The 26,322-nt window shown below is 40.5% G+C and carries 29 protein-coding genes; 10 read left to right on the plus strand and 19 right to left on the minus strand.

What is annotated here, in order from left to right; all coding sequences use genetic code 11:
- Positions 1-18: 18 nt before the first annotated feature.
- Positions 19-387 carry a hypothetical protein gene (locus tag AN391_RS13135; RefSeq protein WP_055015819.1) on the plus strand — a complete coding sequence of 123 codons (369 nt, stop codon included), beginning with the start codon at positions 19-21 and terminating at the stop codon, positions 385-387.
- A gap of 108 nt (positions 388-495) precedes the next feature.
- Here AN391_RS13135 and AN391_RS13140 read toward each other — a convergent pair whose 3' ends face one another.
- A complete protein-coding gene (locus AN391_RS13140) occupies positions 496-834 on the minus strand; it encodes a P-II family nitrogen regulator (protein ID WP_004588371.1) in 339 nt (112 codons plus the stop codon).
- Between the two features lie 178 nt (positions 835-1,012).
- Here AN391_RS13140 and AN391_RS13145 point away from each other — a divergent pair, with 178 nt between their 5' ends.
- Together AN391_RS13145 and AN391_RS13150 are read left to right on the plus strand one after the other, a co-directional pair.
- Positions 1,013-1,564 carry a GspH/FimT family pseudopilin gene (locus tag AN391_RS13145; protein ID WP_055015820.1) on the plus strand — a complete coding sequence of 184 codons (552 nt, stop codon included), beginning with the start codon at positions 1,013-1,015 and terminating at the stop codon, positions 1,562-1,564.
- A gap of 79 nt (positions 1,565-1,643) precedes the next feature.
- Positions 1,644-2,174, plus strand: a complete 531-nt coding sequence (locus AN391_RS13150; RefSeq protein ID WP_055015821.1) for a GspH/FimT family pseudopilin — start codon at positions 1,644-1,646, stop codon at positions 2,172-2,174.
- A gap of 14 nt (positions 2,175-2,188) precedes the next feature.
- Here AN391_RS13150 and AN391_RS13155 read toward each other — a convergent pair whose 3' ends face one another.
- From AN391_RS13155 to murJ, 13 genes are all read right to left on the minus strand, one after another.
- Positions 2,189-2,611: a type IV pilin protein gene (locus AN391_RS13155; RefSeq protein WP_055015822.1), complete on the minus strand. Its 423-nt coding sequence runs from the start codon at positions 2,609-2,611 to the stop codon at positions 2,189-2,191.
- 9 nt (positions 2,612-2,620) lie between these two features.
- Positions 2,621-5,857, minus strand: a complete 3,237-nt coding sequence (locus AN391_RS13160) for a PilC/PilY family type IV pilus protein (RefSeq protein WP_055015823.1) — start codon at positions 5,855-5,857, stop codon at positions 2,621-2,623.
- A gap of 2 nt (positions 5,858-5,859) precedes the next feature.
- On the minus strand, positions 5,860-6,363 hold the full coding sequence (locus tag AN391_RS13165; RefSeq protein ID WP_055015824.1) for a hypothetical protein: 504 nt from the start codon (positions 6,361-6,363) through the stop codon (positions 5,860-5,862).
- A complete protein-coding gene (locus AN391_RS13170) occupies positions 6,351-7,346 on the minus strand; it encodes a PilW family protein (protein ID WP_055015825.1) in 996 nt (331 codons plus the stop codon). The genes AN391_RS13165 and AN391_RS13170 overlap by 13 nt, the downstream gene beginning before the upstream one ends.
- A 1-nt stretch (position 7,347) precedes the next feature.
- Complete coding sequence (gene pilV, locus AN391_RS13175) at positions 7,348-7,908, minus strand: type IV pilus modification protein PilV (protein WP_055015826.1); 561 nt, start codon at positions 7,906-7,908, stop codon at positions 7,348-7,350.
- Positions 7,909-8,016: 108 nt separating this feature from the next.
- Complete coding sequence (locus tag AN391_RS13180) at positions 8,017-8,721, minus strand: LytTR family DNA-binding domain-containing protein (protein WP_055015827.1); 705 nt, start codon at positions 8,719-8,721, stop codon at positions 8,017-8,019.
- The gene (locus tag AN391_RS13185; RefSeq protein WP_055015828.1) at positions 8,721-9,752 is read right to left on the minus strand and encodes a sensor histidine kinase; all 1,032 of its coding nucleotides are present in this window, start codon (positions 9,750-9,752) and stop codon (positions 8,721-8,723) included. Before AN391_RS13185 ends, AN391_RS13180 begins: the two co-directional genes overlap by 1 nt.
- Positions 9,753-9,792: 40 nt before the next feature.
- Entirely contained in the window at positions 9,793-10,722 is a 930-nt protein-coding gene (ispH, locus tag AN391_RS13190) for a 4-hydroxy-3-methylbut-2-enyl diphosphate reductase (RefSeq protein ID WP_055015829.1), read from the minus strand.
- The gene (gene fkpB, locus AN391_RS13195; RefSeq protein ID WP_004588360.1) at positions 10,722-11,162 is read right to left on the minus strand and encodes an FKBP-type peptidyl-prolyl cis-trans isomerase; all 441 of its coding nucleotides are present in this window, start codon (positions 11,160-11,162) and stop codon (positions 10,722-10,724) included. The genes ispH and fkpB overlap by 1 nt, the downstream gene beginning before the upstream one ends.
- Entirely contained in the window at positions 11,159-11,659 is a 501-nt protein-coding gene (gene lspA / locus AN391_RS13200; RefSeq protein ID WP_004588359.1) for a signal peptidase II, read from the minus strand. The genes fkpB and lspA overlap by 4 nt, the downstream gene beginning before the upstream one ends.
- Positions 11,660-11,671: 12 nt before the next feature.
- Positions 11,672-14,500: an isoleucine--tRNA ligase gene (gene ileS, locus AN391_RS13205; RefSeq protein ID WP_055015830.1), complete on the minus strand. Its 2,829-nt coding sequence runs from the start codon at positions 14,498-14,500 to the stop codon at positions 11,672-11,674.
- 29 nt (positions 14,501-14,529) lie between these two features.
- Positions 14,530-15,456, minus strand: coding sequence for a bifunctional riboflavin kinase/FAD synthetase (ribF, locus tag AN391_RS13210; RefSeq protein ID WP_055015831.1), 927 nt, complete (start codon positions 15,454-15,456; stop codon positions 14,530-14,532).
- Positions 15,457-15,540: 84 nt separating this feature from the next.
- On the minus strand, positions 15,541-17,079 hold the full coding sequence (gene murJ / locus AN391_RS13215) for a murein biosynthesis integral membrane protein MurJ (protein ID WP_055015841.1): 1,539 nt from the start codon (positions 17,077-17,079) through the stop codon (positions 15,541-15,543).
- 294 nt (positions 17,080-17,373) lie between these two features.
- Between murJ and rpsT the strand changes: the two genes are divergently transcribed.
- Positions 17,374-17,634, plus strand: a complete 261-nt coding sequence (gene rpsT, locus AN391_RS13220) for a 30S ribosomal protein S20 (protein WP_004588355.1) — start codon at positions 17,374-17,376, stop codon at positions 17,632-17,634.
- Positions 17,635-17,704: 70 nt separating this feature from the next.
- Here the strand turns inward: rpsT and AN391_RS13225 are convergent, their stop codons facing one another.
- Positions 17,705-18,088 carry a response regulator gene (locus AN391_RS13225; protein ID WP_055015832.1) on the minus strand — a complete coding sequence of 128 codons (384 nt, stop codon included), beginning with the start codon at positions 18,086-18,088 and terminating at the stop codon, positions 17,705-17,707.
- 102 nt (positions 18,089-18,190) lie between these two features.
- Here AN391_RS13225 and AN391_RS13230 point away from each other — a divergent pair, with 102 nt between their 5' ends.
- The 3 genes from AN391_RS13230 (at position 18,191) to smrA (ending at position 19,690) form a co-directional block, all read left to right on the plus strand.
- Positions 18,191-18,628 (plus strand): hypothetical protein, encoded by a 438-nt coding sequence (locus AN391_RS13230; RefSeq protein ID WP_055015833.1) that lies wholly within the window; start codon positions 18,191-18,193, stop codon positions 18,626-18,628.
- 106 nt (positions 18,629-18,734) lie between these two features.
- Positions 18,735-18,980 carry a hypothetical protein gene (locus AN391_RS20775; RefSeq protein ID WP_082429328.1) on the plus strand — a complete coding sequence of 82 codons (246 nt, stop codon included), beginning with the start codon at positions 18,735-18,737 and terminating at the stop codon, positions 18,978-18,980.
- Between the two features lie 128 nt (positions 18,981-19,108).
- Positions 19,109-19,690, plus strand: a complete 582-nt coding sequence (gene smrA, locus AN391_RS13235; protein ID WP_055015834.1) for a DNA endonuclease SmrA — start codon at positions 19,109-19,111, stop codon at positions 19,688-19,690.
- 148 nt (positions 19,691-19,838) lie between these two features.
- Here the strand turns inward: smrA and AN391_RS20690 are convergent, their stop codons facing one another.
- Together AN391_RS20690 and AN391_RS13240 are read right to left on the minus strand one after the other, a co-directional pair.
- Positions 19,839-19,979, minus strand: a complete 141-nt coding sequence (locus tag AN391_RS20690; protein ID WP_162838342.1) for a hypothetical protein — start codon at positions 19,977-19,979, stop codon at positions 19,839-19,841.
- A 96-nt stretch (positions 19,980-20,075) separates the two neighbouring features.
- On the minus strand, positions 20,076-20,993 hold the full coding sequence (locus AN391_RS13240) for a glyoxylate/hydroxypyruvate reductase A (protein WP_055015835.1): 918 nt from the start codon (positions 20,991-20,993) through the stop codon (positions 20,076-20,078).
- 161 nt (positions 20,994-21,154) lie between these two features.
- On the opposite strand from AN391_RS13240, the gene AN391_RS13245 reads away from it, so the two are divergent.
- Complete coding sequence (locus AN391_RS13245; RefSeq protein ID WP_055015836.1) at positions 21,155-22,861, plus strand: lysophospholipid acyltransferase family protein; 1,707 nt, start codon at positions 21,155-21,157, stop codon at positions 22,859-22,861.
- Positions 22,862-22,902: 41 nt separating this feature from the next.
- Here AN391_RS13245 and dapE read toward each other — a convergent pair whose 3' ends face one another.
- Positions 22,903-24,087: a succinyl-diaminopimelate desuccinylase gene (dapE, locus tag AN391_RS13250; RefSeq protein ID WP_055015842.1), complete on the minus strand. Its 1,185-nt coding sequence runs from the start codon at positions 24,085-24,087 to the stop codon at positions 22,903-22,905.
- Positions 24,088-24,348: 261 nt separating this feature from the next.
- Between dapE and AN391_RS13255 the strand changes: the two genes are divergently transcribed.
- The gene (locus tag AN391_RS13255) at positions 24,349-25,002 is read left to right on the plus strand and encodes an OmpW family protein (protein ID WP_055015837.1); all 654 of its coding nucleotides are present in this window, start codon (positions 24,349-24,351) and stop codon (positions 25,000-25,002) included.
- A 60-nt stretch (positions 25,003-25,062) separates the two neighbouring features.
- Here the strand turns inward: AN391_RS13255 and AN391_RS13260 are convergent, their stop codons facing one another.
- Positions 25,063-25,599, minus strand: coding sequence for a thioesterase family protein (locus AN391_RS13260; protein WP_055015838.1), 537 nt, complete (start codon positions 25,597-25,599; stop codon positions 25,063-25,065).
- A 103-nt stretch (positions 25,600-25,702) separates the two neighbouring features.
- On the opposite strand from AN391_RS13260, the gene AN391_RS13265 reads away from it, so the two are divergent.
- Entirely contained in the window at positions 25,703-26,197 is a 495-nt protein-coding gene (locus tag AN391_RS13265) for a hypothetical protein (RefSeq protein ID WP_055015839.1), read from the plus strand.
- Positions 26,198-26,322 lie beyond the last annotated feature (125 nt).

Below are 26,322 nucleotides of genomic sequence, written 5' to 3' on the forward strand. Positions count from 1 at the left end.
TCTAAGGAGAGATAGCACATGAACAAATTAGCAGGTTTAGCTTTATTAGGCACTTTAATTACACTTACGGGCTGTGAAGATGCCCAACAAGCACAAGAAGATGCAAAAGATAAAAGCGCACAAATGCAAGAGCAGCTTGGTGATACATGGAACGATGTAAAAGATAAAGCCAACGAGCTTAAAAACGATGAGTCGTTAAATGAGCTACTTGAGCAAAGTAAAGCGATGGGCTTAGACATGTACGACGATGGCAAAGAAATTGCCGTTGATGCATGGATAAAAAGTAAAGAAGCCGCAGGCGAGCTAACTGAAAAAACAAAGCAAAAAGCGCAAGAAATTGCACAAGAGATTGAAGAAGCGCGTGAAGCGCATTCTCAAGAGCAATAAGCTTTAGTAGTTTTACTACTTAAAGATTAGTACCTTACAAAAAAGGCTGCAAATATAACTATTTGCAGCCTTTTTAGCTTTATATACAAAATGTTTTGCGCTATAAAATTAAATTGCTTCTTCGTCTTCTTCTGCTGTACGGATACGCACTACACGCTCAACATCAGTGACAAATATTTTACCATCACCAATTTTGCCGGTTTGCGCTGTTTTTACTATTACTTCTATTGCGCGCTCAACGTCTTCATCGGTTAGTACAATATCAAGTTTAACTTTAGGTAAAAAGTCCACCATGTACTCAGCGCCACGGTAAAGTTCTGTGTGCCCTTTTTGACGGCCAAAGCCTTTTACTTCACTTACAGTCATACCCGTAATACCTACATCTGATAAGGCTTCGCGTACATCGTCTAACTTAAAGGGCTTGATGATTGCTTCTATTTTTTTCATGCTCACTACTTATTAAAGCTTTAGTTGCCTCGATTTTAGACAATCATGGGGTTCATAGCAAACAAAGCAATTGAATTCGATGATAAAACAACCAAGCATGGTATAATTACTTACAAGTCCAATTTATAAATATTCTCAACTCGCTATAACAATAACAAATGTAGTAGGTGTAAAAAATATGAAAAAATTCCAAACCGGTTTAACTTTATTAGAGCTTATGGTGGCAGTGGCCATAGTGGGTATTATTGCCTCTATAGCGCTTTGGGACAGCAGCGATATGCTTGAAGAAAACCGCGCTGAAAACTTCTTACTTGAACTAAAACGTAATATTAGTTTTGCCCGTTCGCAAGCCGCCAGTACAGATGAAATTGTTGTTGTATGCCCTACCGGTCAAGGTAAAATTAAAAACAGCAAAGACACTTTCAATTGCAACAAAAAGTGGGACGAGAATAAGATTATTGTTGTGTTTATCGATTTAGATAACGACGGGCACTATAATGGTGCTACCGATACATTGCTGAGAGTAATGGAAGAAATTTCAGATAACGACAAACTAACCTTTACAGGCAATGAGCGTCGCTTACGATTTAATACCAGTGGACGAATTACCACTAACCCAGGTGACTTTGTTTTTTGCCCCAATGGTGGTACTGAAAATAATAAAGCCCTTACTTTATCGCAATCTGGCACCGCTTTTTATGCCGGTGACAGCGCACTCAGCTGCGGTTAAAAAATATACAATTTAAGTTGTCATATTTTTATCATTTACTACACTGAGCTAATACATTTTTTGACTCAGGGCTTCAGGGATGAGGTTATCTACCCAAACTCAGGCTGGCTATACGCTTTTAGAATTGATGGCATCTATTGCTATTGTGAGTATTGTTAGCCAAATTTCTCTATCGGTTTTTCCTGACTTTTTAGCGAAAAACCGCGCCGATAACCATGTTAGTTTGCTGCACCGAAACATTAATTATGGCCGCCTTTACGCCATTGAAAATGGCACTTATGTTACTTTGTGTGCTTTAAAAAATAATCAATGCACTAAAGATGAGTGGGATGGACAAATGTCGTTATTTATTGATAACGACAAGTCTACATCATTAGACACCGACGACTTGTTAATAAGCACTTTTGAAAAAATCCATAATGCCGATTCTATGCAGTACCCTCGAAGTGCAATTACCTTTCGGCCCGATGGCTCTTTAAATGGTTTTCAAAATGGAACATTTATATACTGCCCAAATAAAGAAAAAGCCAACCTTGAGGGGCTGGCTTTATCTGTTAGTCAAACAGGGCGTATACGAATTAAATCAACCGACAAATGTCAGCGCGACTAGTTAACCAGATTAAGTTAACGTCCCCAACAGTACTCAACGTCTGAGTTACCTTTAGTGCCTTTTGCGCCTTTATAGCCCGTATCAGTGATTGTAATTTGTGTGCAATCACCGTCGCCTTTTACTGCACCTGCAATAGGTTTAGCTGTAATTACAAAGGTATTGTCGTCCTCTTCCACATCAATCGACAGCTCAAAATGGCCGTTTTCTGTGGTGTCTTGTATACCTAAGTCTGAAAATGACTCTGTGTACTCACGATTGTCTACAAAGTATTGCTCTTGTTTGTTTGCGGCATCTAAAAGCGCTGCTGCAGCCTCTGCGCGAGATGAGCGTTTTACATACTCAGTATAATTAGGCAGTGCTATTGAGGCTAAAATACCTACAATAGCCACGGCTATCATTAACTCTATCAACGTGAATCCGCGTACGTGTTTATTCATTAATATTCCTTAATCATCAATTTCATCATTCTCTTCACGTTTATAAATATAGGTTTGTTGGGTTTTAAAACCAAACCCTACATTATCGTCGTCATTAACTAATTGTACTGTACCATCTACAACCGTTAAGCCTGGGCCCATTATTTCTACTGGCTTCATTGGGTTTTGCGCATTTTCGCCTTTTATTCCCGGCCCAATTAGGTAAAACTGGCTTTCTTCGGTCACTTCAATGGTTGGGTTATCATCACACATGCCATCACCGTTGCCATCCGCACACGATGGGGCTTCACCGAAGTACAATTGTGGTGTATCGGGTACATCATAACTAGTGGTAAATTTTAGGTCATCGTAGACTTTGGTGCCATAATGTAGATGGAACGCATATAACGAGCCGCCACCGCCACTTAACGAACATTGGTTCTCTGTGGAAGTTTCAGATGAAGGTGTAAAGCTTGTATAATAAGCGACACCGCCAACCACTGTTGCAGCGGCTAAAGATTTTTCGCCCGTGCTTAACTCATAACGCCACCCTTTGAATTTAGCTAAATCAACTTCTAAATCAACAAACTCATCTACATCGTCTAATGCATTACCAAACGGGTCGCTGTTCATTAGCATTAGATCTGCTGGTTTAATCGCTGCTGGTGCAGTCGTGAATGACTGAGTTACTGTGTTTTCGTCTCTTATCATAAACAGTTGATCGTCTTCATTGGTCCCGGTGGGTTTTGAGCGGTTACCGCTACCAATCACAATCGCGTCATAAGGTGTATCTAAACGTGTAATAACTGTTTCGCCATTAACGGTTGTTTCACTTACCTTGCTATATAGTGTGCGCGCCACCATTGGTTGGTAAAAAAAGCGACGGTCTTGGCTTGCTAAACTGCTACCTAGTTCTGCAAGTTTAAAATGCGTAAAATTACTGGTGCTAGTGCCTGGCATGTCAATACGCCAAATATCGCCCCCAGTATCGGCAGCATAAATTCTGTCAATGTAACCATCGTAATCTGAATCAAGCGTAGATACATTTGCTGCAATAGAGTGCTTACCTTTAAATCCGTTTTCGCTTGGTGTTAAAGCCCACACTTTTTTGCCTGTTTCGGCTTCTACAATATAAATACCACGGCCTACAGAATCTTCACTTCTCACCACGGCATCTTTATTCGTGTCATACCCTGCACCAAAAACAAGTAATGGTTTATCGCCAAATGCTTTTATGTAGGCTATTTGGGGTTTTGACCACGTTTGAGCAAGCTCTTTAAAATCGCCTTTACCACCCTCTATAGGATTATCCCATAGTTTTTTAGGCTGATCGGGGTTAGTGATATCAAAGGCATAATAGTTTTTCCCGCCACGGCGCATGCCTGCAAACGCCCACACATCATCACCATCGCTCGCATCAACAATACCATCATTGATGCCATCATCATTTAAGCTTTTATCACTAAAGTAAACACTGATTGGGCCGTCCATACCATAGAGTTTACCGGTGTTTTCATTGCGTAAAGGCTGAATAATATCGTAAAGATCGGAGGGAATGAATGCCCAACTTTCGGTTACTTGATTATTAGTATCATCGTCTTTAAACATATGTAAAAAGCCGGCATTAGTACCAATCAATATGCGTATGTCGTTATTACCATAGTCGATTGCTACGGGCTTAGAGTGTAAAGGGTCACCAAAAATATCACTACGTTGATCGGTGTTAGAGCCATCGTTATCTTCATCATCAACATCTATTCCCATTGCCCATTTTATATCAGAACTGGCTAGGCTAATCGGGTTGTTAGTTACTAAGTCTAAAATGTCGCTCACAATACTGGTTGTAAACTCAACTATATCGCCTTGTTTATCGGTATAGAGGTTACGTCTGCCCTCAGCGGGTGAGCCTGTTAATGAAGACAAGTGATAATTTACTCCCCCTTGTGCTACTAAGTTACCATCAGCAGACTGGCCATCTGGCAACCAAAATGTTTTAGCATCAGTATCGATTAAACCATCAGAGTCAAGCGCGGTGTTGCCAACTGAGTCGACTATTTCACTGCCTGATACTTTTAATTTTTTTAAGTTACCGCCCCAGCGTGTGTTTGTTTCTGGATAAAACATGGCAAAGTAAATGGCATCACGGCTACGTGTTTGGTCTACGTTGTTACTTGCTACCGAAGGCGATGAAAAGCTATCGTTAACTTCACGAATCCGAGAAATTGCACTATTTAATGAGTTAGAGAGCTCGTCAGGTGTACTCGCCGGTAAGTTTTCACCGCCACCTAATAAGGCTGTTTGTCGCAACAACTCTTGCCCTTCGTCACTCATGCCTGACCCAAAACCTATGGTGTATATGCGGCCTGTTTCATGAATATCAGGTGTTGATGGATACAAATCAACTGTCGTATCACTGGTGCCATGAATTATTTTAGCTAATTGATGCAAATAATTATTATAAACGTAGTCCCCCTCGACCAAAGGTTGCCCAAAATAATTATTGTGTATTGCGCTTATTGAAGCATCACTGCCATTATCGCTATTTTCGTTAATGTAACGTCTTCCCCAACGATCATATACATATCGGGGAGAAGGGTCTCCATCCGTCATGTAAATTATATTTACTGAATTATCACAACGTTTTGCCTCTGCATTTGAGTCAGCGAAAGGGGAAATATAGTTATAACTATATGTATTTTCCCACTCGTTCCAACATCTCCATCTATTACATTTACGAACACGCTCTCTTCCAGTTAATACTTCGTTTTCGATTGAGGTGTCTCTATCTGATTGATCTATTGGCTCCGCATACTCTAAACCGCCACCTGTAATATACAGATATGCTTCCCACAGAGTCTCGGCTAATGGCGTCCCCCCATTAGCAGGAAGCCTGTCAATTGATGAAGTAATATCCGAGTGCGGACTTCCTATGCCTTCAACCACATAGCCACCAGCTGTTCCTACAAAACGCATTAAGCCGAAATCGATCCCTTCATTGTCATTCACTACTTTTTTCATTGCAGTCTTTGCAGCAGCAAGACGGCTATCTGGGCAAGGAATATACAGGTTACTACTTTCATTGAAACCACAACTAAGACCTGTGTTAGATGAAAACGCCATACTGCCTGAGGTATCAAATATAAGTAAAACCCTTGGCTTTTCTTCCACATCTACATCGTGGTTTACATACAACTCTATATCTTCGGCAGCAACATAGCTGCTTAAGGTGATGCCAATTAAAGAGGCGAGAACTTTATTCGGTTTCATCTTTAAATACCCTTACTTATACTGGCCATTTCTTGAGCAACACCGGTTACAATTGTAAGTTCGTGTTTTGCTTTAGAGCCATATTTTATAGTGGTAGAAACTTGCAGCATGTTGCACGATATACCCGCAGTAAAATTAAATCGGCGTGGGCATTCTAAATCAAGCGCCCCCTGATTTAGGTTTACCATTTTGCTTTGCATGTCACCGTGCGTAGCGATGACCATTCCCTCATCGTCTGCGCCTGCATGAGTTGAGACTTCATCTGGCGTTAAAAAAAACTGATTAGCAGCGCCTTTACTTGCTTCATCAGAAATCATGCGCTGTACCTCACCAATAAGCTCATTTTCAGCCACTTCACGCTCTTGGGCAGCATTGGTAATTTTTATGTCAACGCTACTACTGCTCATTAATGTAACGGCAATACCCGTTACTGCAATAACCATAATGAGGGCTGTAATAAGCACTACACCTTGTTGTTTATTTGCGTGTTTACTTAGATACGCCATAAATTTGCTCCCACGTTATTTAAACGAATGGTGGTGGTAAATACTGTTCTTCTGTAAGAGTCATTAAAAGTAAGCTCTCGAGCGTCTTCATCTTCACCTAAAGTATATGTTTGATTTTTTATTTTAAGTCCCGGATCTGGCTGCAATGCTCTTACTAATAAAAAAACTTGCACTGTTAAAATGCTTTTGCGGTTTTCCCAATCAGTGTGTTGCATGTCCTTAATGCTTCGGTAAGAGTCTACACGGCTATCACTATCTGTATCTAAACCAAACACAAAGCGCATATTTTCAACGCCCTCCATAATGGTTTCGGCTTTCATGTTGGCGCCATTTAAGCGTTTTCGCATTAATGCTGGTACTGTAAGGCTTTTATTATTTACCGTATAAGTTTGCTCTGCGAGGTAATAAACATGATGGCTATAGGGCCACACCGTGGCATTTACGTTTAAACTACCAGCAGCTACAACGCCTCGGGTAAATTCTGCGCTTTCTTGCTCAGCTATAAAATAGTTCTCACCCGCCTGTGTTTCATTCGTTGTACCATCAACAGTAAGCTGCTCGCCTTGTAAAAACTTAATTTGTAAAATATCAGTCCCTGCAATTGGCTTAGTTATACAGTTAAGCTCGCTTGTTGAACTGGCTTCTTTTGCATAAATAGTTCTGAAATTACTAGAAGATGTTAAATCTGGAAAGCTGCCGTTATTTAGCCCCTCAAAGCAATCTCCACCAGGGGTAGCAAGCGTTTGTGTGTTTGCTGCCGTGAACGAATCATCATAATAAGTTCCCCAAAAGCCTACCTGCTCAATATCACGCTGCATAATATTAATTGCTAAGCGACCAGACTCTTGCAATTCACCTATTGTCATTGTGTCTTTTGTGGTTACCTTCATACCAATATAGGTAAACATCACCCCACCTAAAATAAGCCCACCAATAAATAATGAAATCATCATTTCTATTAGTGTAAAACCTTTTTCTCTCATGTTAGCTCCTTAGGTATATATAGCTATTTAATGCGACCAAGCGGCGTTTTTTGTCATCAGTACCACATTTAAGCGCTTTGGTTTCATCATTAGCATTAAACTCTTGGCGACCTTGCCAAGACACTATGACTTCAATATTAAAGCCACGCCCCCCCGTGCCTGCTGCAGCCGTAGGGTTTATACACACTGTGGCATCATCAAGTGTGCCGGTATTTTCGCGTGCACGAATGGCGCGCTTCCATTGTTGTAAATCGAGGGCTGCAACTTGCGCTGCAGTGCACGACCCACTAAAACACGCAGTAGAAGTAGATGTTGAGGTTTTGCTCGTGAATGTTTGCGTATATAAGGCAACGAGCTGTGCGGTATCATTTGCTCTAATGCGTTGAATAATGTCATTTCCTAACGCGACTGCTGCTGCGCGCTGCATAGAGTCAAAGCTTGCCTGCTTAGCTTTTGCCTGCAGTGCAACAGCGCCTAATAAGCCAAAGCTTAAAATAATAAACGCAATCAGCACTTCAATTAGGGTAAAGCCTTTTTGAGGTTTTTTGTGAGATGAATGCATAGTAAAAACCAAATCAATTTTATCTGATCATAAGTTTATGCATTGAAAATGTAGATGCAATATATACTAGGATAAACGGTTAAATTTGTTGATAAACGGTAAACAAAGCTACTGTAATATATTTTTTACTGTTTTTAGCTCTCGCCTACTCACGTTTAATTGCTCCTTACACCCAGCGAGTTCTACACTATGTACACCTGAATTTAGGGTGTGTAAGGCAACAAGCCTTTGCTTATTTATCAGTGTATTTCTGTGAATACGCAATAATTGCGTTGGGAAGCGCTGCTCAAGTTGCTTTAAGCTTTGCTCAATTAGCGCCTCGCCCCCTTCAAATACCATATTGGTGTATTTTTCTTGAGCATTAAAATAATATACGAGATCAAGTTCAATACTTTTAATCGTACCGCCAAGCTGATAACTAATTTTTGTAGACTGCTGCGTTTGCATGTGTGCTTTATTTAAACGCCCTACCTGTGCTAATACTTTATCTAATGCTTGCTCAGTGACTGGTTTTACTAAGTAGCCTGCTGCACTAAGCTGTAATGCATCAAGTGCATGCTCTGGATAGGCTGTCACAAATACTATCGCTGGTGGCACACTTAAAGTATTGAGCTGCTGTGCCACTTCTAAACCATTGATCCCGGGCATATCTATATCTAAAAACACCAAATCGGGTTGAATCTGCTTGATAAGGGCAAGCCCCTGTGCGCCATTATCCCCTTCACCCTGCACTAAAATATGCTCATTATGCTGCAGTAAACGTTTTATTCTAGCGCGAGCAAGTGGCTCATCATCAATAATTACAACATTCATTAGGTATTCTCAAACTGTTTAGGGATCACCACTTTTACTCTAAACACATTTTCTTTGTGCGTGACTGAAAGCTGTGCTTTTTCTTTGTAATATATAAACAATCGCTGGCGAATATTTTCAAGCGCCATACCGTTATTTGGTCTTGTTAACGCCTCAGTATGAGTAATCGGGTTGGCAACAATCAATGTTAAGTATCCCGTGGTTACATGCAGTTCTACATTAATAACAGCCCCCGTTTCACTGGGCTCTACCCCGTGGCACACCGCATTTTCTATTAACGGCTGAAGGGTTAAGCACGGAATACTAATATCGGGCAAGTCATCAGGCAGTTGCCAGTTAACCTCTAAGCGGCTGCCAAAGCGCCATGTTTCCAGCGCAACATATTGTTTTGATAAGGTCAGCTCATCCTCGAGAGAAACGCGTTGCCCTGAACGCATAGCTGCTTGCGATAACGCTGCAAGCGCAAGAATTGCTTGCTCTGCAGCATCGGCATCGTGGTGTGTTAGCTCAGCGGCGGTATTCAAGCTATTGTACAAAAAATGTGGGCGTATTCGGGCTTGTAAAGCGTCAAGCTCTGCGCGCGAAAGCGCTTTTGTTTGCTGCTCTTTTTCAAAATAAATCAGTAAAAACTGTACAAATAAAGCCGTAATCAAAAAAACAATTAAGCAGTTTCGTAGTACAAAATAAATACTCGTTTCATTATTTGCAATATCTAAAAAGTAGCGGGCACACAGCGCACTGAATAAAGCGGTACTGACTAAAAAGGAAATAAAAAAAGCAAAAAGTTGAGTGGTTTGCGGCTTTTTTTGTAAAACACGCTGAAAAGAGTATAAAGCAGAAATACTGACCAGCACGGTCATATGAGAAAATAAACTAATTACGCCAAGGCTTTGCCAGCTATCCCCCTCAACAAAAGGAGCAAACGCTAAGATGGTAGCAACAACTTGGGTAACAATAAGCGTGGCAAGTACCCCTCGCTCATTAAAAAGAGCCGAAAAAAGCAATGTTTCACCTTGCGGCAACTTGCTCATAACGGCTCTCCTTGTAATCTAAATAATTAATTTATATAGATTAACGCAGCTCAACAGGAACGGCAAATACGATATTCTCTTCTTCACCTGGGTTTTCCACTACCTGCGTACCGCCAAGCTCTTTTAAGCGCGCAATAACTTGTTGAACAAGCACTTCTGGCGCAGAAGCCCCCGCAGTTACTCCCACAGCGCTCGTGTTAGCAAACCACTGTGCTTCAACATTTGTTGCATCATCGATTAAATAAGCGGTTGTGCCCATTTTATCTGCAAGTTCACGTAAACGATTAGAGTTAGAGCTGTTTTTTGCTCCCACAACTAAAAGCACATCAACTTTATCTGCTAAATCACGCACCGCATCTTGTCGGTTTTGTGTGGCATAGCAAATATCATCTTTACGCGGGCCATCAATTGCTGGGAATTTTTCGCGCAGCGCATCAATTACATCTGCAGTGTCATCTACTGAGAGCGTTGTTTGGCTACAATAAAATAGGTTATCAGCATTTTTAACGTTAAGTTTAGCAACATCTTCTGCGGTCTCTACAAGGTAAATACCACCGTCGTTGTTGTCATACTGTCCCATAGTCCCCTCAACCTCTGGGTGACCATGATGACCAATTAAAATACATTCAATACCTTTACGGCTCGCACGTGTTACTTCCATATGCACTTTAGTAACTAATGGGCATGTTGCATCAAATACTTTTAAATCGCGGCGTTTAGCTTCTGAGCGTACCGCTTGCGATACACCGTGGGCGCTAAAAATAACTATGCTGTCATCAGGTACTTGGTCTAGCTCTTCAACAAATACGGCACCACGGTTTTTTAAACCATCTACTACGTAGCGGTTATGCACTACCTCATGGCGTACGTAAATTGGCTTTTCAAAAATATCTAAAGCGCGCTCTACTATGCTAATTGCACGATCAACCCCTGCACAAAAGCCTCGCGGATTCGCTAATAAAATATCCATTAGCCTTGCACCTCAATAATATCTACTTCAAACGTTAAGCGTTGGCCCGCTAACGGGTGATTAAAATCGATAGTAACCGACTCACCTTGTACTTCGCGTACTAGTCCTGGCAGCTCAGTACCATCTGGCTGAGTAAAGGCAATAATTGCGCCGACTTTAGCTGGCGTTTCTGCACCAAATTTACTGCGTTCTACATAGTAAATATTATCTGGATTAGGTTGGCCAAATGCATCTTCTGGTTCTAGCTCAAACGTTTTGCTTTCGCCTGCGCTTAAACCGAGCAAACACTTTTCAAAATTAGCCGTTAAGCTGCCATCACCCATCGTTAACTTGGCTGGTTTATTATGCACCTTTGTTGAGTCTGCGGCAGAGCCATCTTCTAGTTTAATAGAAAAGTGAAAAATAACCTCTGAGTTTTCACCAATTACAGCTTGGCTCATGCTTTATGCTCCTTCGGACTTTCGCCTGTAAAGGCATCAAATAATAATAATGCGGCACCAATACAAATTGCACAGTCGGCAATATTAAATACTGGAAAATGCGAGTTTTTATAAAACACATGTATAAAGTCAATTACATAACCATAAGCAACGCGGTCATACAAATTACCAATAGCGCCAGCAAGTACTAACGCATAAGCACTACATAATATTTTATTTGTCGCTGGTAAGCGCTTCAACCACCATACTAATAGCGCGCTAATAGCAATGGCAATAAAACTTAAAAACCAACGTTGCCAACCACCAGCTTCACTTAAAAAACTGTAGGCCGCTCCATAGTTATGTACGTAGGTAATACTAAAAACAGGCAGTAAATTAATCGACTCTTGATAAGCCATGGTATTTACAACAAGTGTTTTAGTGGCAAAGTCTATTACAAGCAGTAATAGACTTAACCAAAGCCACACTAAACCACTTTTTTGGGCTAGTTTGCTCACTGAGTAAAACTCCTAAGCGAATTGACGCTTTTCACCTTCGCCGTCAACATTGCTTACACAACGACCACAAATTTCAGGGTGTGCAGGCTCTGAGCCTACATCATCGCTGTAATGCCAACAACGCTCACATTTAGTTGCATCTGTGGCTGCTACGCTAATGTATAGACCTTCAATTTCGGTTGTTTGTGTATCACTAGGCTGGCTATCTACAGCAGATACAGTGACCGCAGACGTTAATAATACAAAACGTAGCTCATCACCTAATGCTGCTAACTTATCAGCCAGTGATTTTTCGGCGTATAAGTTAACGCTTGCTTGCAGCGTTGCGCCAATCACTTCTTCTTTACGGGCAGCTTCTAGTACACGGTTTACTTCGTCACGTACATTCAGAATCGCTTGCCAGTCATCGTTGCTAAATTGGCTGTTTGTCGGTGCATGTAAACCGTCGTACCATACCGATGTAAATACGTAATCGCTACGCTCGCCCGGTAATGCTTCCCAAATTTCTTGCGCTGTAAAGCTCATAATTGGCGCCATCCAACGCGTCATTGCTTCTGCAATGTGGTAAAGCGCAGTCTGACAAGAACGACGTGCATGACTGTCGCTTTTTGCTGTGTACTGGCGGTCTTTAATAACATCTAAGTAGAATGAACCCAGCTCACCTGTACAGAAATTCATTAGCTTTTGCGTTACTAATAGCATTTGGTAGCTATCGTAGGCTGCTAAAATTTCTTCTTGTAATTGGGCGGCACGGCCAACAATCCACTTATCAAGCTCAACCATGTCATCAACAGCAACTTGGTCTGTTTTAGGATCAAAACCACTTAAGTTAGCTAATAAGTAACGGCTTGTGTTACGAATACGACGGTAGCGATCGGCAGAGCGTTTAAATATTTCATCCGATACGGTCATTTCTGCCGTGTAATCGGTTGAAGCAACCCATAAACGTAAAATGTCAGCGCCAAGTTTGTTCATCACATTTTGTGGTGAAATAACGTTGCCTAACGATTTTGACATTTTGCGGCCGTTTTCATCTACGGTAAAGCCATGCGTTAGTACTTGCTTGTAAGGAGCGTGACCGTTAATAGCAACTGAGGTCATCATTGATGACATAAACCAACCACGGTGCTGATCAGAGCCTTCTAGGTATAAATCAGCTGGGCCAACTAACTCTTCACGTGCATCAACAACACAGGCATGTGTTACGCCCGAATCAAACCATACATCTAACGTATCTTGTACTTTCATGTATTGCTTGGCATCGTCTTCGCCTAACAAGGTGGCAGGCTCTAGGTCATACCACGCTTGAATGCCTGACTTTTCTACTAGTTCTGCAGCTTGTTCTATCAGTTCTTGCGTATTTGGGTGTAAAGCACCGGTGTCTTTATCAACAAATAAAGCAATTGGCACACCCCAAGTACGTTGACGAGAAATACACCAATCTGGGCGACCTTCAACCATGTTTGCAATGCGGCTTTCGCCCCACTCTGGCAACCATTGCGTGTTTTTAATTTCGCTTAACGAGTCTTGGCGTAAGTTAGCCTGATCCATGCTTACAAACCACTGCGGTGTAGCACGGAAAATAATAGGTGTTTTGTGGCGCCAGCAATGCGGGTAGCTATGCGTAAGCGCATGATGGTGCATTAAGGCACCACGCTCTGTTAATACATCAATTACACTGGCGTTTGCTTTAAATACGTGCTGACCTGCAAATAATTCTGTATCAGGTAGGTAAACACCATTAGCGCCTACAGGGTTTGCTACTTCAAGATTGTAATTTAAGCCTGCCGCGAAATCTTCTTGACCATGGCCTGGCGCAGTATGAACCACACCCGTACCTGATTCAGTAGTAACGTGTTCTGCTACAATGACCGGTACATCAAAATCGTAAAATGGGTGAGCAACCTGTAAATTCTCTAGTGCTGCGCCTTTGACATAACCTAGTACGTGGAAATGATTAAACCCGTAACGGTCCATTGCATCTTTAACAAGCTCTGAGCCTAAAATTAAACGTTGCTGCGACCCTTCATCATCTACTTGTACTAAGGCGTACTCTAAATCTGCATGCACAGCTACTGCACGGTTAGCAGGTAGGGTCCACGGTGTTGTAGTCCAAATAACAGTGCCAACACTACCTTGCCCTTCATGGCCTTCTGCTAAATCAAAAGCTTTAACAACCGCGTCTTGATCTGCAAAAGTAAAGCGCACATCGATTGCTGGTGATTGCTTATCTTGGTACTCAACTTCTGCCTCTGCAAGTGCAGAGCCACAGTCTGTACACCAATGCACAGGCTTTGCACCTTTATGAAGGTGGCCGTTTTTAATAATACGGCCAAGCACGCGAATGGCGTTTGCTTCAAAGTCATAGTTCATTGTTAGGTAAGGTTTGTCCCAATCGCCAAACACACCTAAACGTTTAAAGTCTACTTTTTGACCTTCAACTTGCTTTTTAGCGTAAGCACGGCATTTTTCACGAAACTCGCTCGCAGTTACTTTAACGCCAGGCTTGCCTACTTTTTTCTCAACCATTAACTCAATTGGTAAGCCATGACAATCCCAACCAGGCACGTAAGGGGCATCAAAGTCAGATAAAGTTTTAGACTTTACAATAATGTCTTTTAAAATTTTATTTACTGAGTGGCCTAAATGGATATCGCCGTTTGCATACGGAGGACCGTCATGCAAAATAAAGGTTTTTTTACCTTTTTTAGCGCTGCGAATTTGACCGTACAGGTCGTCTTCATACCATGCTTTAAGCATTTTTGGTTCACGTTGTGCCAAATTGCCACGCATTGGAAACTGTGTTTCCGGTAAATTCAAAGTATGTTTGTAGTCGCTCATTAATCCTACTTTCCGTATCTATCGGCTACCTAATTTAAACCAAAACACTGTTTTGCGGCGGCAACATCGGTTGCTATTTGTGCCGTTAACTGTGTTAATGTCTCGAATTTTTTCTCATCGCGAAGTTTTTCAATTAACTCCACGTGCATAAACTGTCCATATATATCGTGTGCAAAGTCAAAAAGGTGAACTTCTAACAAAGCACGCGTTCCATTAAAAGTGGGCTTATTACCAATATTGGCTACCCCATAAACCTGCTTGCCGGCAATGTTTGCTTTTACAGCAAACACCCCATTTACAGGGCAAACTTGGCGTTTAAGCGCTATATTTGCAGTTCGAAAACCAAGCTCTCGCCCTCTTTTCCAACCATGTATTACACGTCCTGAAATAGCATAATTATGCCCTAGCATTAACTTAGCATTTTCTAAGTCGCCTGCTGCTAATGCTTCACGTATTAGTGTGCTGCTTACTCTAGCATTTAATTGGCGAAAACTCGCGGTGCTTTTTACATCCATGCCCGCTTGTTTGCCCATACTGCGCAGTAAATTAAAATCCCCTTGGCGCTGTTTACCAAATTTAAAATCATCGCCTACTGTTAATGCTTTTACACCTAGCTTTTTAATTAAAATATCGCTAACAAATTGCTCAGCGTGCATATTGGCAAATTCTTGATTAAAGCTAATGCAAATAACGCGCTCAATACCTAAGTTACTAAGCAGCTTAAGTTTATCGCGTAACCGAGTAAGTCGAGCAGGTGCATTATTTTTGGCGAAAAACTCTTGCGGCTGTGGCTCAAATAACATCACCGTACTGGGTAAGTTATGTGCTTTGGCATCCGCTAACAGCCCTTTTAACACTTCACCATGGCCTAAATGCACACCGTCAAAATTACCAATAGTCAATACGCAACCATAATGTTGCGCTCGAATATTGTGTATACCTCTAATTAACTCCATGCCACCTAATGCCTTTTTCAGCGAGTATTATTAACGAGTTTAAAATTGTTCAAAACCACAGGGCTGCCGATTATAATCTTTTTTTTAGTTTGATTCAGTAGTTGCTACACTTTTTATCGTATTTAGTCTTACACCAAGTAAAAACAGCACTGCAAAGTAACTTATTGCAGCAACCACCAACAGTACAATTAACAACATTATTTGCTCATGAAAGTGCCATGTAGCCCAATAATAACGGCTACTAACATACCAAGTTAGCGCCCCCATGGCTAAGCTTGCCACTATGCATTTTATGGTAAAGCGTAGGCTCATAGCAGAAAACTGATACACGTTTTCTTTTTTAAGTTGCCTGTAAAGTAAAAAGGCATTGCAGCTAGCCGACATAGACGTTGCTAAAGCAAGCCCCAAATACCCAATAAATGGGGCTAACATAATATTGAATACCATATTAAGTACCAACGTAATAATTCCAATGCGCACAGGCGTTTTAGTATCTTGGCGCGAGTAAAAACCCGGCGCTAAGACTTTAATAAGCATAAAGCTAACTAACCCTACCGAGTAGGCGACCACCCCTAAACTTACCGCTTTGACATGATCAACATCCGCCTCCTTAAATGCGCCATGATCAAACAGCACAGTAATAATAAGCGGGCTTATAATCATTAACCCGACCATAGCGGGTATGCCTAAAAAGATGACAAAACGCACTCCCCAATCCAGCGTATGCTGAAAATCGCTGCGTTTTTTACTGCTATGTAATTTAGAAAGTGCAGGTAAAATAACAGTGGCAATACCAATACCAAATAAACCAAGTGGAAACTCAATTAATCTATCCGAGTAATAAAGCCATGCGATAGACCCCGTCATTAATAACGAGGCAATCATAGTATCGAGTAGAAGATTAATTTGGCTTATCGACACACCAAATAAGGCCGGTAACATAAGCTTACGCACTTTTTTAACGTTTTCGTCTTGCCAAGCCCAGCGCGGGCGCGCCAACATTTTTGCGCGGTATAAAAATGGTAACTGAAACAACAATTGCACCACCCCACCCACAAATACACCAACGGCTAACGCATATGCCCCAACGCTAAATTTGTCGTGCAATAAAATAGCGCAGGTAATAATAGAAACATTAAGTAATACGGGCGTAAAAGCAGCCACTGCAAAGCGATTATATACATTCATTACTGCACCGCTAAGTGCCACTAAACTTACAAATAGCAAATACGGAAAGGTTAATTTTAGTAATGAGCTTGCCAGCACAAATTTTTCTGCATTGGGTCCTCCTTGCCACCAATCAATGAACCAGCCGGTTCCAAACAACGCGGCAATAACAGGTGAGGCAACAACGCCAAAAATAGTTACGCACAGTAAAATAGTGCCCAGTGTACCAGCCGCTTGTGCTACAAATAACTTAACTTTATCATCACCATGGTGTTCTTTAATTTCGCTAAGTACAGGCACAAAAGCCTGAGCAAAAGCCCCCTCTGCAAATAGACGTCGTAAAAAATTGGGGATACGATTAGCAAATAAAAAAACATCGGCAGCAGCACTTGCACCTAATAAGTTTGCAACGACGGCATCTCGTACTAACCCTAAAATACGCGATATCATTGTCATAGCACTTACAATCATACCGGAGCGAAATAATCCTTTTGACACCTTAAACCTACTTAAAAACCTTTAATTAAGGCAATTATGCCACAGTCTTTTTTATAAATCGCTTTAAAGCACTAGGCTGGGCGTCTGTGCTTTGTTACAATAGCGATATTAACTGCTGAAGCGGCAAATTGATGTTCGTTATAAGGAGCAGTTTTTCTTGAATTGTTAAATTTACATTGACATTCATGATAAAAACAGGCATATTCCACGGCCTTTAATTTAAGCTTTATTTAAGATTGTTAGGAGCAAACCTTGGCTAACATCAAGTCTGCAAAAAAACGCGCTATCACTAGCGAAAAAAACCGTCAGCACAACGCAAGCCGTCGTTCAATGATGCGTACTTACTTCAAAAAAGTAACCGCTGCTATTGAAGCTGGCGATAAAGAAGCTGCACAGCAAGCTTTCTCTGTTGCTACACCTATCCTAGACCGTTACGCAACTAAGGGTCTAATTCATAAAAACAAAGCAGCTCGTCATAAGAGCCGTTTAGCAGCTAAAATTAAAGCGCTATAATTTGTTTTATGATTAAAAAACCGGCTTAGGCCGGTTTTTTTATGTCTACAGTTTAGTGCTTAAAAAATGACTAAACGCTTTCTAGATCGGGATAAAACTTTTTCAACATAGCTGCTATTTTTTTAGGTGTAAATGGCTTTACTACAAAACCTTTAGCACCTTTATCAATGGCTTCTTTCACGTTTTCTACTGCTGAATGGGCCGACACCATTACTACATTAGTTTCAGGGTTAATATTATTAATTTGCGCGATTAACTCTTTACCATCACCATCAGGCAGTTCTATATCTAAAAAAATCATATTGTAATTAGCAGCCTGGCATTCGCTAATACACTGTTTAGCCGTTGAAGCCTCTTTAACGTTTTCTATTCCTAAGTGCATGAGCGTTTGGCTCAAAAAACTACGCACTGTGCTAACATCATCCACTATTAAAATTGATAGCTGCGTATCCATGTATCTTCCTCGTAGGCTAAAAGCATTGTATAAGTTATTATATAACTAGATATTTAATCATTTTATTATAGAGACCTAAGCTCAAAAGGCCAGATTTGCTTTATGTCAAACAATACAAAAAAACAATCATTGCTTGGTAAAACACCACAAAAAAGAAAAACCCCTGTAAAAAAGCCTCGCAATAGGTCGCAAACAGCACCGCAATCTTCGGCTAACTCAATAGCTCCCCCAGCAGAGCAGCCAGTAAAGTCTAAAAAAGGGTTACTTATTACGTTGGCTATAATTTTTGCTATAGCCATTATTTTTCCAAAACCAACTTTGCTCACCTATAAAAAATTAGGGTTAGTAAGCGAAAGTATTTATTGGCCTGGCGTTTTTGGTTATGGCCGTACACTGCTTGACTCAAACTTACACCCGCAACTAGACGAGAAGCGCAATGCCCTTTATTTATGCGCAGATATGAAGGTCCCGCAAAGCTGTCAAAAGTACCAACTAATAAAAAATAATGGCTTTTTTGCTGCATTGACTAGCTACATTTAACATTAAAAAAACTAATCTGAAAATTTAAAATTACTTGGTTGAAAGGTGTGCAAAAGATCACCATAATGGCGCTCCTTTTTTCAACAACTGAACTATTGAAACGACCATGCTAAACGAGCTAGATTGGCTTTTAAACACTGTATTACTTGCACTAGGACTAGGTGCATTCTTTATTAATAATATAACAATACTGCGCGTTGCAGCCATTAGTGCGTGTGGACTGTTATTTTTGTCTTTTAGCTTGGATTTGATGTCGTCGAGTGTTATTTCGAATATGAGTTTAGTGTTGATCAATACATTTTATTTGTTCAAAGTGTATACGTTTGGGCAGTTTAATGTAACGCAGAATTAACATTTCCCCTTAGAATATTTTATAGCCCAGCCTTGCTGGGCTTTTTTATTTAAAAAATTAAAAGGCTTGGGGAACAGATTGAACTAAGATAATATTTACCGCGTATTAATCCTCATTTAGGTCTTACTATGTCTTTATCTGATTTTGATTTATTTTTATCTTCTATGGAAGATGTAACACCTATAAACCACGATACTGTAACTCCTCTTGCAAGTAATCCCAGTGTCACCCTTGCACAACAAGAGAAACGCAAAGCTGCTGAGCTTAGCCTTGCGAATGATGAAAATTACCTACAAACTGAGCATGTAGAACTATTAGACCCACATGCATTATTAAGCTTTAAAAAAGACGGTGTACAAAGCGCTGTTTTTAAAAACTTACGCTTAGCAAAGTACCAAGTTGATGCCACATTAGACTTACATGGCCAGCTACTTAAAAATGCCCGTACAACATTATTTAACTTTATCACTGATTGCCATCAACGAAACATTCGTGTTGTATTAGTGCGCCATGGTATTGGCATAAAAAATAAAGCGAAGCCCGGTATACTTAAAAGCTATGTTAATAAGTGGCTACAGGCGCTACCCGCAGTTTTAGCTTATCATACCGCCCTCAAACATCACGGTGGCAGTGGTGCAACCTACGTATTACTTAAAAAAAGTGATGAGAAAAAACACGAAAACCGAGAGATCCATGCTAAGCACTATTAACTAGCTACTAACTAACTTGTTGCTAGATAATTAAAGCAAGCTAAAGCAATTGTAAGGTTATATGAAAGGAGGGATACTCTTGAACATTCAGGCTTAGCCATGAATGAATTAAAAGAGTTCCCTTTTTAGAGCATACTGAAGAGTTTAACTACTCACTTTGCGTTGACTGTGCGTTGCCACTTTGAGGTAACTGATCGGCACTCGCTTGGTTTAACCAAGCAGAAACGCCCAACACAATAATAGAAACCACCACTAAACTTAGTTTTACTCCGCCTTGACTTGATTTCATACGTCACTCTTATTATTTTTATTTTGGTGTTTAAATTCTACATTAATTAAAATTACAAATGTTAACAAGGTGTTTTCTAAACCAATTTGTTATCTATTAATAACCTTTTGTTCTATTAACACGATTGTTTAACTTAAGCCCCCTATTTAAGCGATTAATATTCTCTGCTATTTGTATTGCCACACTATTTAAGTCTGATATTGCTGCGCAATGTGGTGTGATAGTCACTTTAGTGTGCTGCCAAAATGGGTGTGAACTCGGTAATGGCTCCTCAGTGAACACGTCTAGGGTTGCTGATCTTAGATTATCTGAATCTAAAGCTGATAATAAATCCGATTCAATAATATGCTGCCCTCTTGCTACATTTATTACGCAGGCGTGTTTGGGAAGCTTTGCTAATAATTGTGCATTTATGATGCCTTTCGTCTCGTCAGTTAGTGGCAATAAACACACTAAAAAATCTATTTGAGGTAACATTTCATCAAGCCCTGTTCCAGTGTATAGCTTAACATGTTGACTCTCTTTAGCCGTTTTAGACCATGCGCTTAGCGTAAAGCCATTAATAAGTAGCTTATCTGCGCATGCTTTTGCGAGTTCACCAAACCCCAAAATACCGACATGCTTATATTTGTAACCGCGTTTGGGTTTCCAGTTACCTTGCGATTGCCTAACAAAGTACTCTTGTAAGCGTAGCTTTTGAGCTAACACATGGGTTAGTACATACTCTGCCATATCGTCAGCTAGTTGTTTATCTACAATACGCACCACATCTACATGCTCATGTAATAGCGACAGATTAATACTATCCACACCAGCTCCAAATGAAGAAACAGCTCTTAAATTAGGCAATTGTTGCCACAAGTCATTTGGGGCATTCCAGGCGAGTACAAACTCTACATCACTGGGGTTTTTACACGATGGCCATTCTTCAATGGTCTCATTTGGTAGCAACTCAGTTAGCCTTGCGATTAACTTTGTATTATCACGCCCTGTAATGGCAACTAAAACTGACATGTAAACTCCTAATAAGCTTAAATAATTTTATATTTCTCACTGAGTAAATGTACTCTTGGTTATTTACTCTTTAAAAAGTCACACTACTGCAAAGTAAATGTCACACCCTTTTTTTACTCTAAACAGGATGGCGAATAGGCCAAATTGTAAATGAGGTTAATATGATAAGCGTTGATAAAGTAATAGCAGCAAACTTACCACAGTTAGAGAACTCCCCTAAAGTAAAAGGTTTAGTTAAAAAAGGGCTTGGCTACTTATTACATGAACAAGAATTTGTTGCCTTTGGCGATGCTTACCCTCATTTACAAGGGCTAGAATTTGTTGAACAAGTACTTGATGAACTTGACTTTGATACCCGCTACAAACCAAAGCAAATTGAAAATATACCCAGCGAAGGTAAATTAGTAATTGTAGCTAACCATCCCATTGGCTCGCTCGACGCGCTCGCACTGATAAAGGTACTATCAAGCGTTAGGCAAGACTTAAAAGTGGTTGCTAATCGCATGCTAATGTCGGTTACCCCTATGCATTCATTGCTGTTGCCAGTAGATAACTTATCTGGAACCAGTAAAAAACAAGAATTAGGCAATATTCAAAAACACTTAAAAAATGAAGGTGCTTTGTTAATTTTTCCTGCCGGCGAAGTCTCTAGATTAAGCCCTACCGGAATTAAAGATTGCAAGTGGAACAGTGGCTTTTTACGCATGGCTAAAAAAGCAAACAGCCCTATTTTACCTATTTATATAAAAGCTAAAAACAGCCCACTCTTTTATGGTACGTCAATGATTTACAAGCCGCTTGCGAGCTTATTATTAGTAAAAGAAATGTTTAAGCAGCGACAAAAGTCATTAGAGTTTGAAATTGGCGCTTCCATTCCGCCTGAATCATATTTAATCGAAAATTTAAAAGATAAAGAAATCGTTAACCTCATTCGCAAGCAACTTTATCGCCTTACCACTAAAAAGTCCCTCCCCCTTAAAACCCAAACCCCTATTGCAATACCCGAGTGCCGCAAAGAGCTAAAAAAAGCCATAGAAAGTTGTCAGTTATTAGGTAAAACACAAGATGGTATGCATATTCATTTATATCAATACACGGGTAGCTCAGCGGTGTTTAGAGAGCTTGGGAGGCTCAGAGAAATTGCCTTTCGAGCGGTAGGTGAAGGCAGCGGTAAACGCCGCGATATTGACAAATATGATATGGATTATCAACACTTAGTGCTATGGGATCCTACGCAATTAGAATTAGTGGGGGCATATCGCCTTGCTTGTGCAAAGGAAATAATAAATAAACATGGTCGAGAAGGCTTATACACCGATAGTTTATTTAGTTACACACAAGCAATGCAACCGTATTTAGAACAAGGTATAGAGCTTGGACGCAGTTTTGTGCAACCTAAGTATTGGGGGCGTAAAAGTTTAGACTACTTGTGGTATGGTATTGGTGCATTTATTAAAAACTACCCGCAATATCGTTACTTATTTGGCGCAGTTAGCGTCTCTAACGCCTTGCCTGAACAAGCAAAAGCCATGCTCGTGTATTACTATCAACATTATTATAAATCAGAGCAGCACCTCGCCACCCCTAATAACGAGTTTAAATTAAGCGAACAACAACTTACTCAGTGTAAAACTGTTTTTAATGGCAATGATGTAAAAGAAGACTTTGTAGAATTAAAACACGTACTGGCCAATATGGGTGCACACGTTCCCACCCTATTTAAACAATATACCGAACTGTGTCAGCCTGGTGGGGTAAAGTTTTTAAGCTTTAGTATCGACCCCGACTTTAACAACTGTATTGATGGGTTAGTGCTGGTAGACTTACAAAACGTAAAAGAAAATAAAGCTAAGCGCTATTTAGGTTAGTCAAACAGCGAGGTAATTCTCGCTGTTTATTTTTATAAGGCCTATTTATGGCTAAAAATCCGCGCTAATAAGTCGGTATAAATGGCCTCAATTTTAAGTAAATCCTCAACTGGAACATGCTCGTTTACCTGGTGAATGGTACTATTTTTAACTCCGCACTCAATAACTTGGGTATGCTGGTTTGCAAAAAATCGCCCATCAGACGTGCCACCGCTGGTACTTAACATGGGGTAGTTTCCTGTTTGCGCATAAATGGTGTGCTCTAACTGCTGTAATAAACTCCACCCGTTTGTTGGTGCTGTATAATAGGGCTCACACGCTCGCTCCCATTCAACATCAAGGTGCTGAGCGTACTCACTCAGTGCCGCTGATATACACTGCTTTATTGTACTGCTTGTATAACCATGGCTATATCGCACATTAAAGGTAATTTCGCACTCACTAGGCACTAGATTATCAACAACATTATTTATATTAATACCAGTCACTTGCAAGGTGGTTTTAGAGCTTGGCTCATCTTCAGGCCATGTTAAATTGCTTAAACAATTTACAATATTACCCGCAATATGCGCCGCATTTATAGTGTTCTGCGGGTAGGCAACATGTCCAGTCTTGCCATGTACTTTTATACGAGACGATATAGCGCCTCGGCGACCATTTTTAATTGTATCGCCTACGTGTGCAGAGCTTGTCGGTTCACCAACAATACAGCCATCAAGTTGTATATTATTTTTTGCAAGGCGCGTGGCTATTACCTCTGAGCCAAATTCTGCCTCGCCTTCCTCATCGGAGGTGATAAGCCAGTAAAAACGCCCTTTTTTACTTTTTGTATCATTTAATAGTGCCTTAGTGGCACCTAGCATAGCCGCCACGCCACCTTTCATATCAGCAGCGCCACGCCCATACACGGCATTATTAATAATATTGCCGGCAAAAGGCGGACTTAACCAGTTGCCCGGCTCTGCAGGTACAACATCAATATGCCCAGAAAACGCAACACAAGGCCCTTCTAGCTCAAAATTAATGTAGGCAATTAAATTGGTAACGTCTTCACACATAAACTGCTCACAGTTAAAACCAAGCGCAGCTAACTCATTGCTAAGCCAATCTATGGCACCGCCTTGGTGAGGCGTTACAGATTCAAACCTAATAAGCGTTTGCGTATTTTTGACCACCGCGCTTAAAGGTTTACTTACACTGTTTTGCGATACTTTTGCAAAAGACATAACAACACACTCAATAACCATAAGAGAGATTATTAAAGCGCGCTAATATGACCAAATAATGGCAAAGTTAATACAGTGCGATGACTGTTAAATACATAGCAGTGTCAATTAATTAAAATACTTTTTGCAGCAACTTTAATCTAAATCAATAAAAGGATTCACATGCTTCAAACATTTTTGAAACTTTGATCTAGAACAGGTTTTTAACGCTCGGAGGTTGTAATAATAGCGGCAATCAAAAAGTAGTTATTGGAGCACAACATGAAAACCCAAATCAGCATTGCATTACTTACCTCTTTACTAGCTATGACCCCTACGGCACACGCTAACTTAAGCGTTAATGTTGGCGCTATTAATGTAAATCCAGATAACAGCAGCTCGGCCATTAACGAAGCGCCAACACTGGGCCTTAAAGGCGACTCTGACACGCAGCTAGGTATTACAATCGACTATGCATTTAACGATAAGTGGGTGGTAGAACTTATTGCCGCTACGCCGTTTTCGCACGATGTAAATGGCGCGGGTGGGCTAGCGGGCAGTAAGATTGCCGACATAAAACAGCTTCCGCCATCATTGGTTGCGCAATACCACTTTTTAGATACCAGTTACGCGCTACGACCGTTTATTGGTGTAGGGTTAAATTACACCACCTTTTTTGACGAGCAGCCTTCACAAGCGCTAAAAGCAACCCTAGGTACTGATGATGTTGAAGTAAAACTCGATGATTCGTTTGGCTTTATAGCACAAGTAGGCGCTAACTATAAAATCGATCAACATTGGGGGCTACATGCTATGGTATCAATAATTGATATAGATACCGATGCCACAGTGTATGCAAACGGAGCAAAAGCCCTTACATCAACCGTTGAGCTTGACCCAGTCGTTGCTATGTTTGGTGTAAGGTACAACTTTTAGTTAAGTGTGCAGTGCCTATGTTCTATGTGTTTAAGGCCGAAAGGCCTTATTTTATGAAAATTATTTAGGCAGGTTATTCACCTTTTTTTGCTCAAGCATTTCTTTCCAATGCATAATTTCAGCGGGTAAAATAGGCGCCACGCCATCAAACTCGGCTACTTCAAGCATTTCTTCAATAGAAACTATGCCTTTTTTGTTTTTAAACACACCACGCACATACGCTATAGCGTGCAGGCCACGCGCAGAATGAAATTTTTGTTCAATGTAAAAATATTTATGATCCCACCCCACCAGCCGGGTACTGATGGTATAACGCTGCATAGGTTTAATATCGCGAATATAAGTGATGGCTGTCGCATTAACTATAGGAAACCAACGGCGCTTCATTACTTGTTTTAATAAGCCTATTCGCTCAATCATCCAGGTGCGCGACAAGTCCATCATCGCCAAATAACGCGAATTTGTTAGATGCAGGTTTATATCGCAATCTGTGGGTAGTGCTTTGTAATCAATATCTACCGTATCAAGTAACTGTTGGTAGTCACGGTTGCGCTTAATTTTAAAAAATAATAAAAGAAGTCTAATATATAAGTTCACGAGAAGGTCTTACCAGTATAAAGTTAACTCAGTGTAACATAACCACTTGTTAAGGCGAATGTTCCGTTTTACTCTCAAATTATAAATATAAAAAAGTCATAGTATGAAATATAAATTAGCGACACTTTTTACCATCAGTTTATTATGCATTAGCCCCAGCGCATTGGCCGACTTTACAATTAAAGGCTCAGGCGCGGTGAGTTACCCCACAGGCATAGAAAAACCATTTAATTTTGGGTTTGCATGGCAGCAGCAACTGGGTAAATTTACAATAGGAAATAAAAGCTACGATATGTCGCAATTACCTAATTCATACTCGGTGGCAATCACGTTAGCTAAAGATGATAGCCAAGTGTGGGTACAAGAGTTTAATAATGGCTTTATTGAAACGTTTGAATGGCATATAGGTAAACATACTGTCAGTCTAAAAAAGCAGCAATTGAAAGACCCCGTAAAAGGCAATTACGTGATTGAGCTCAATGGCCGCAGTTACTTTTTTACTCGTAATAACGCAAGCATAGTGATTAATTTTGATGAAAATGGCATAGAAACAATCGCCATTGATGGAGTTACAAAAAACATGGGCACTAAAAACTAGGGCGTGTTGACCTTTGCGGATTGAAATTTGTTCAACCTAGGGGCGATTAAATCGCGGCGCGAGGTTTGTAACCTAGTGGGCTCGATAACTGCTCCTGCGTTATTCTAATGACTTACATCCATGTA

The organism is Pseudoalteromonas sp. P1-13-1a, assembly GCF_001401875.1.
GTDB lineage: Bacteria > Pseudomonadota > Gammaproteobacteria > Enterobacterales > Alteromonadaceae > Pseudoalteromonas.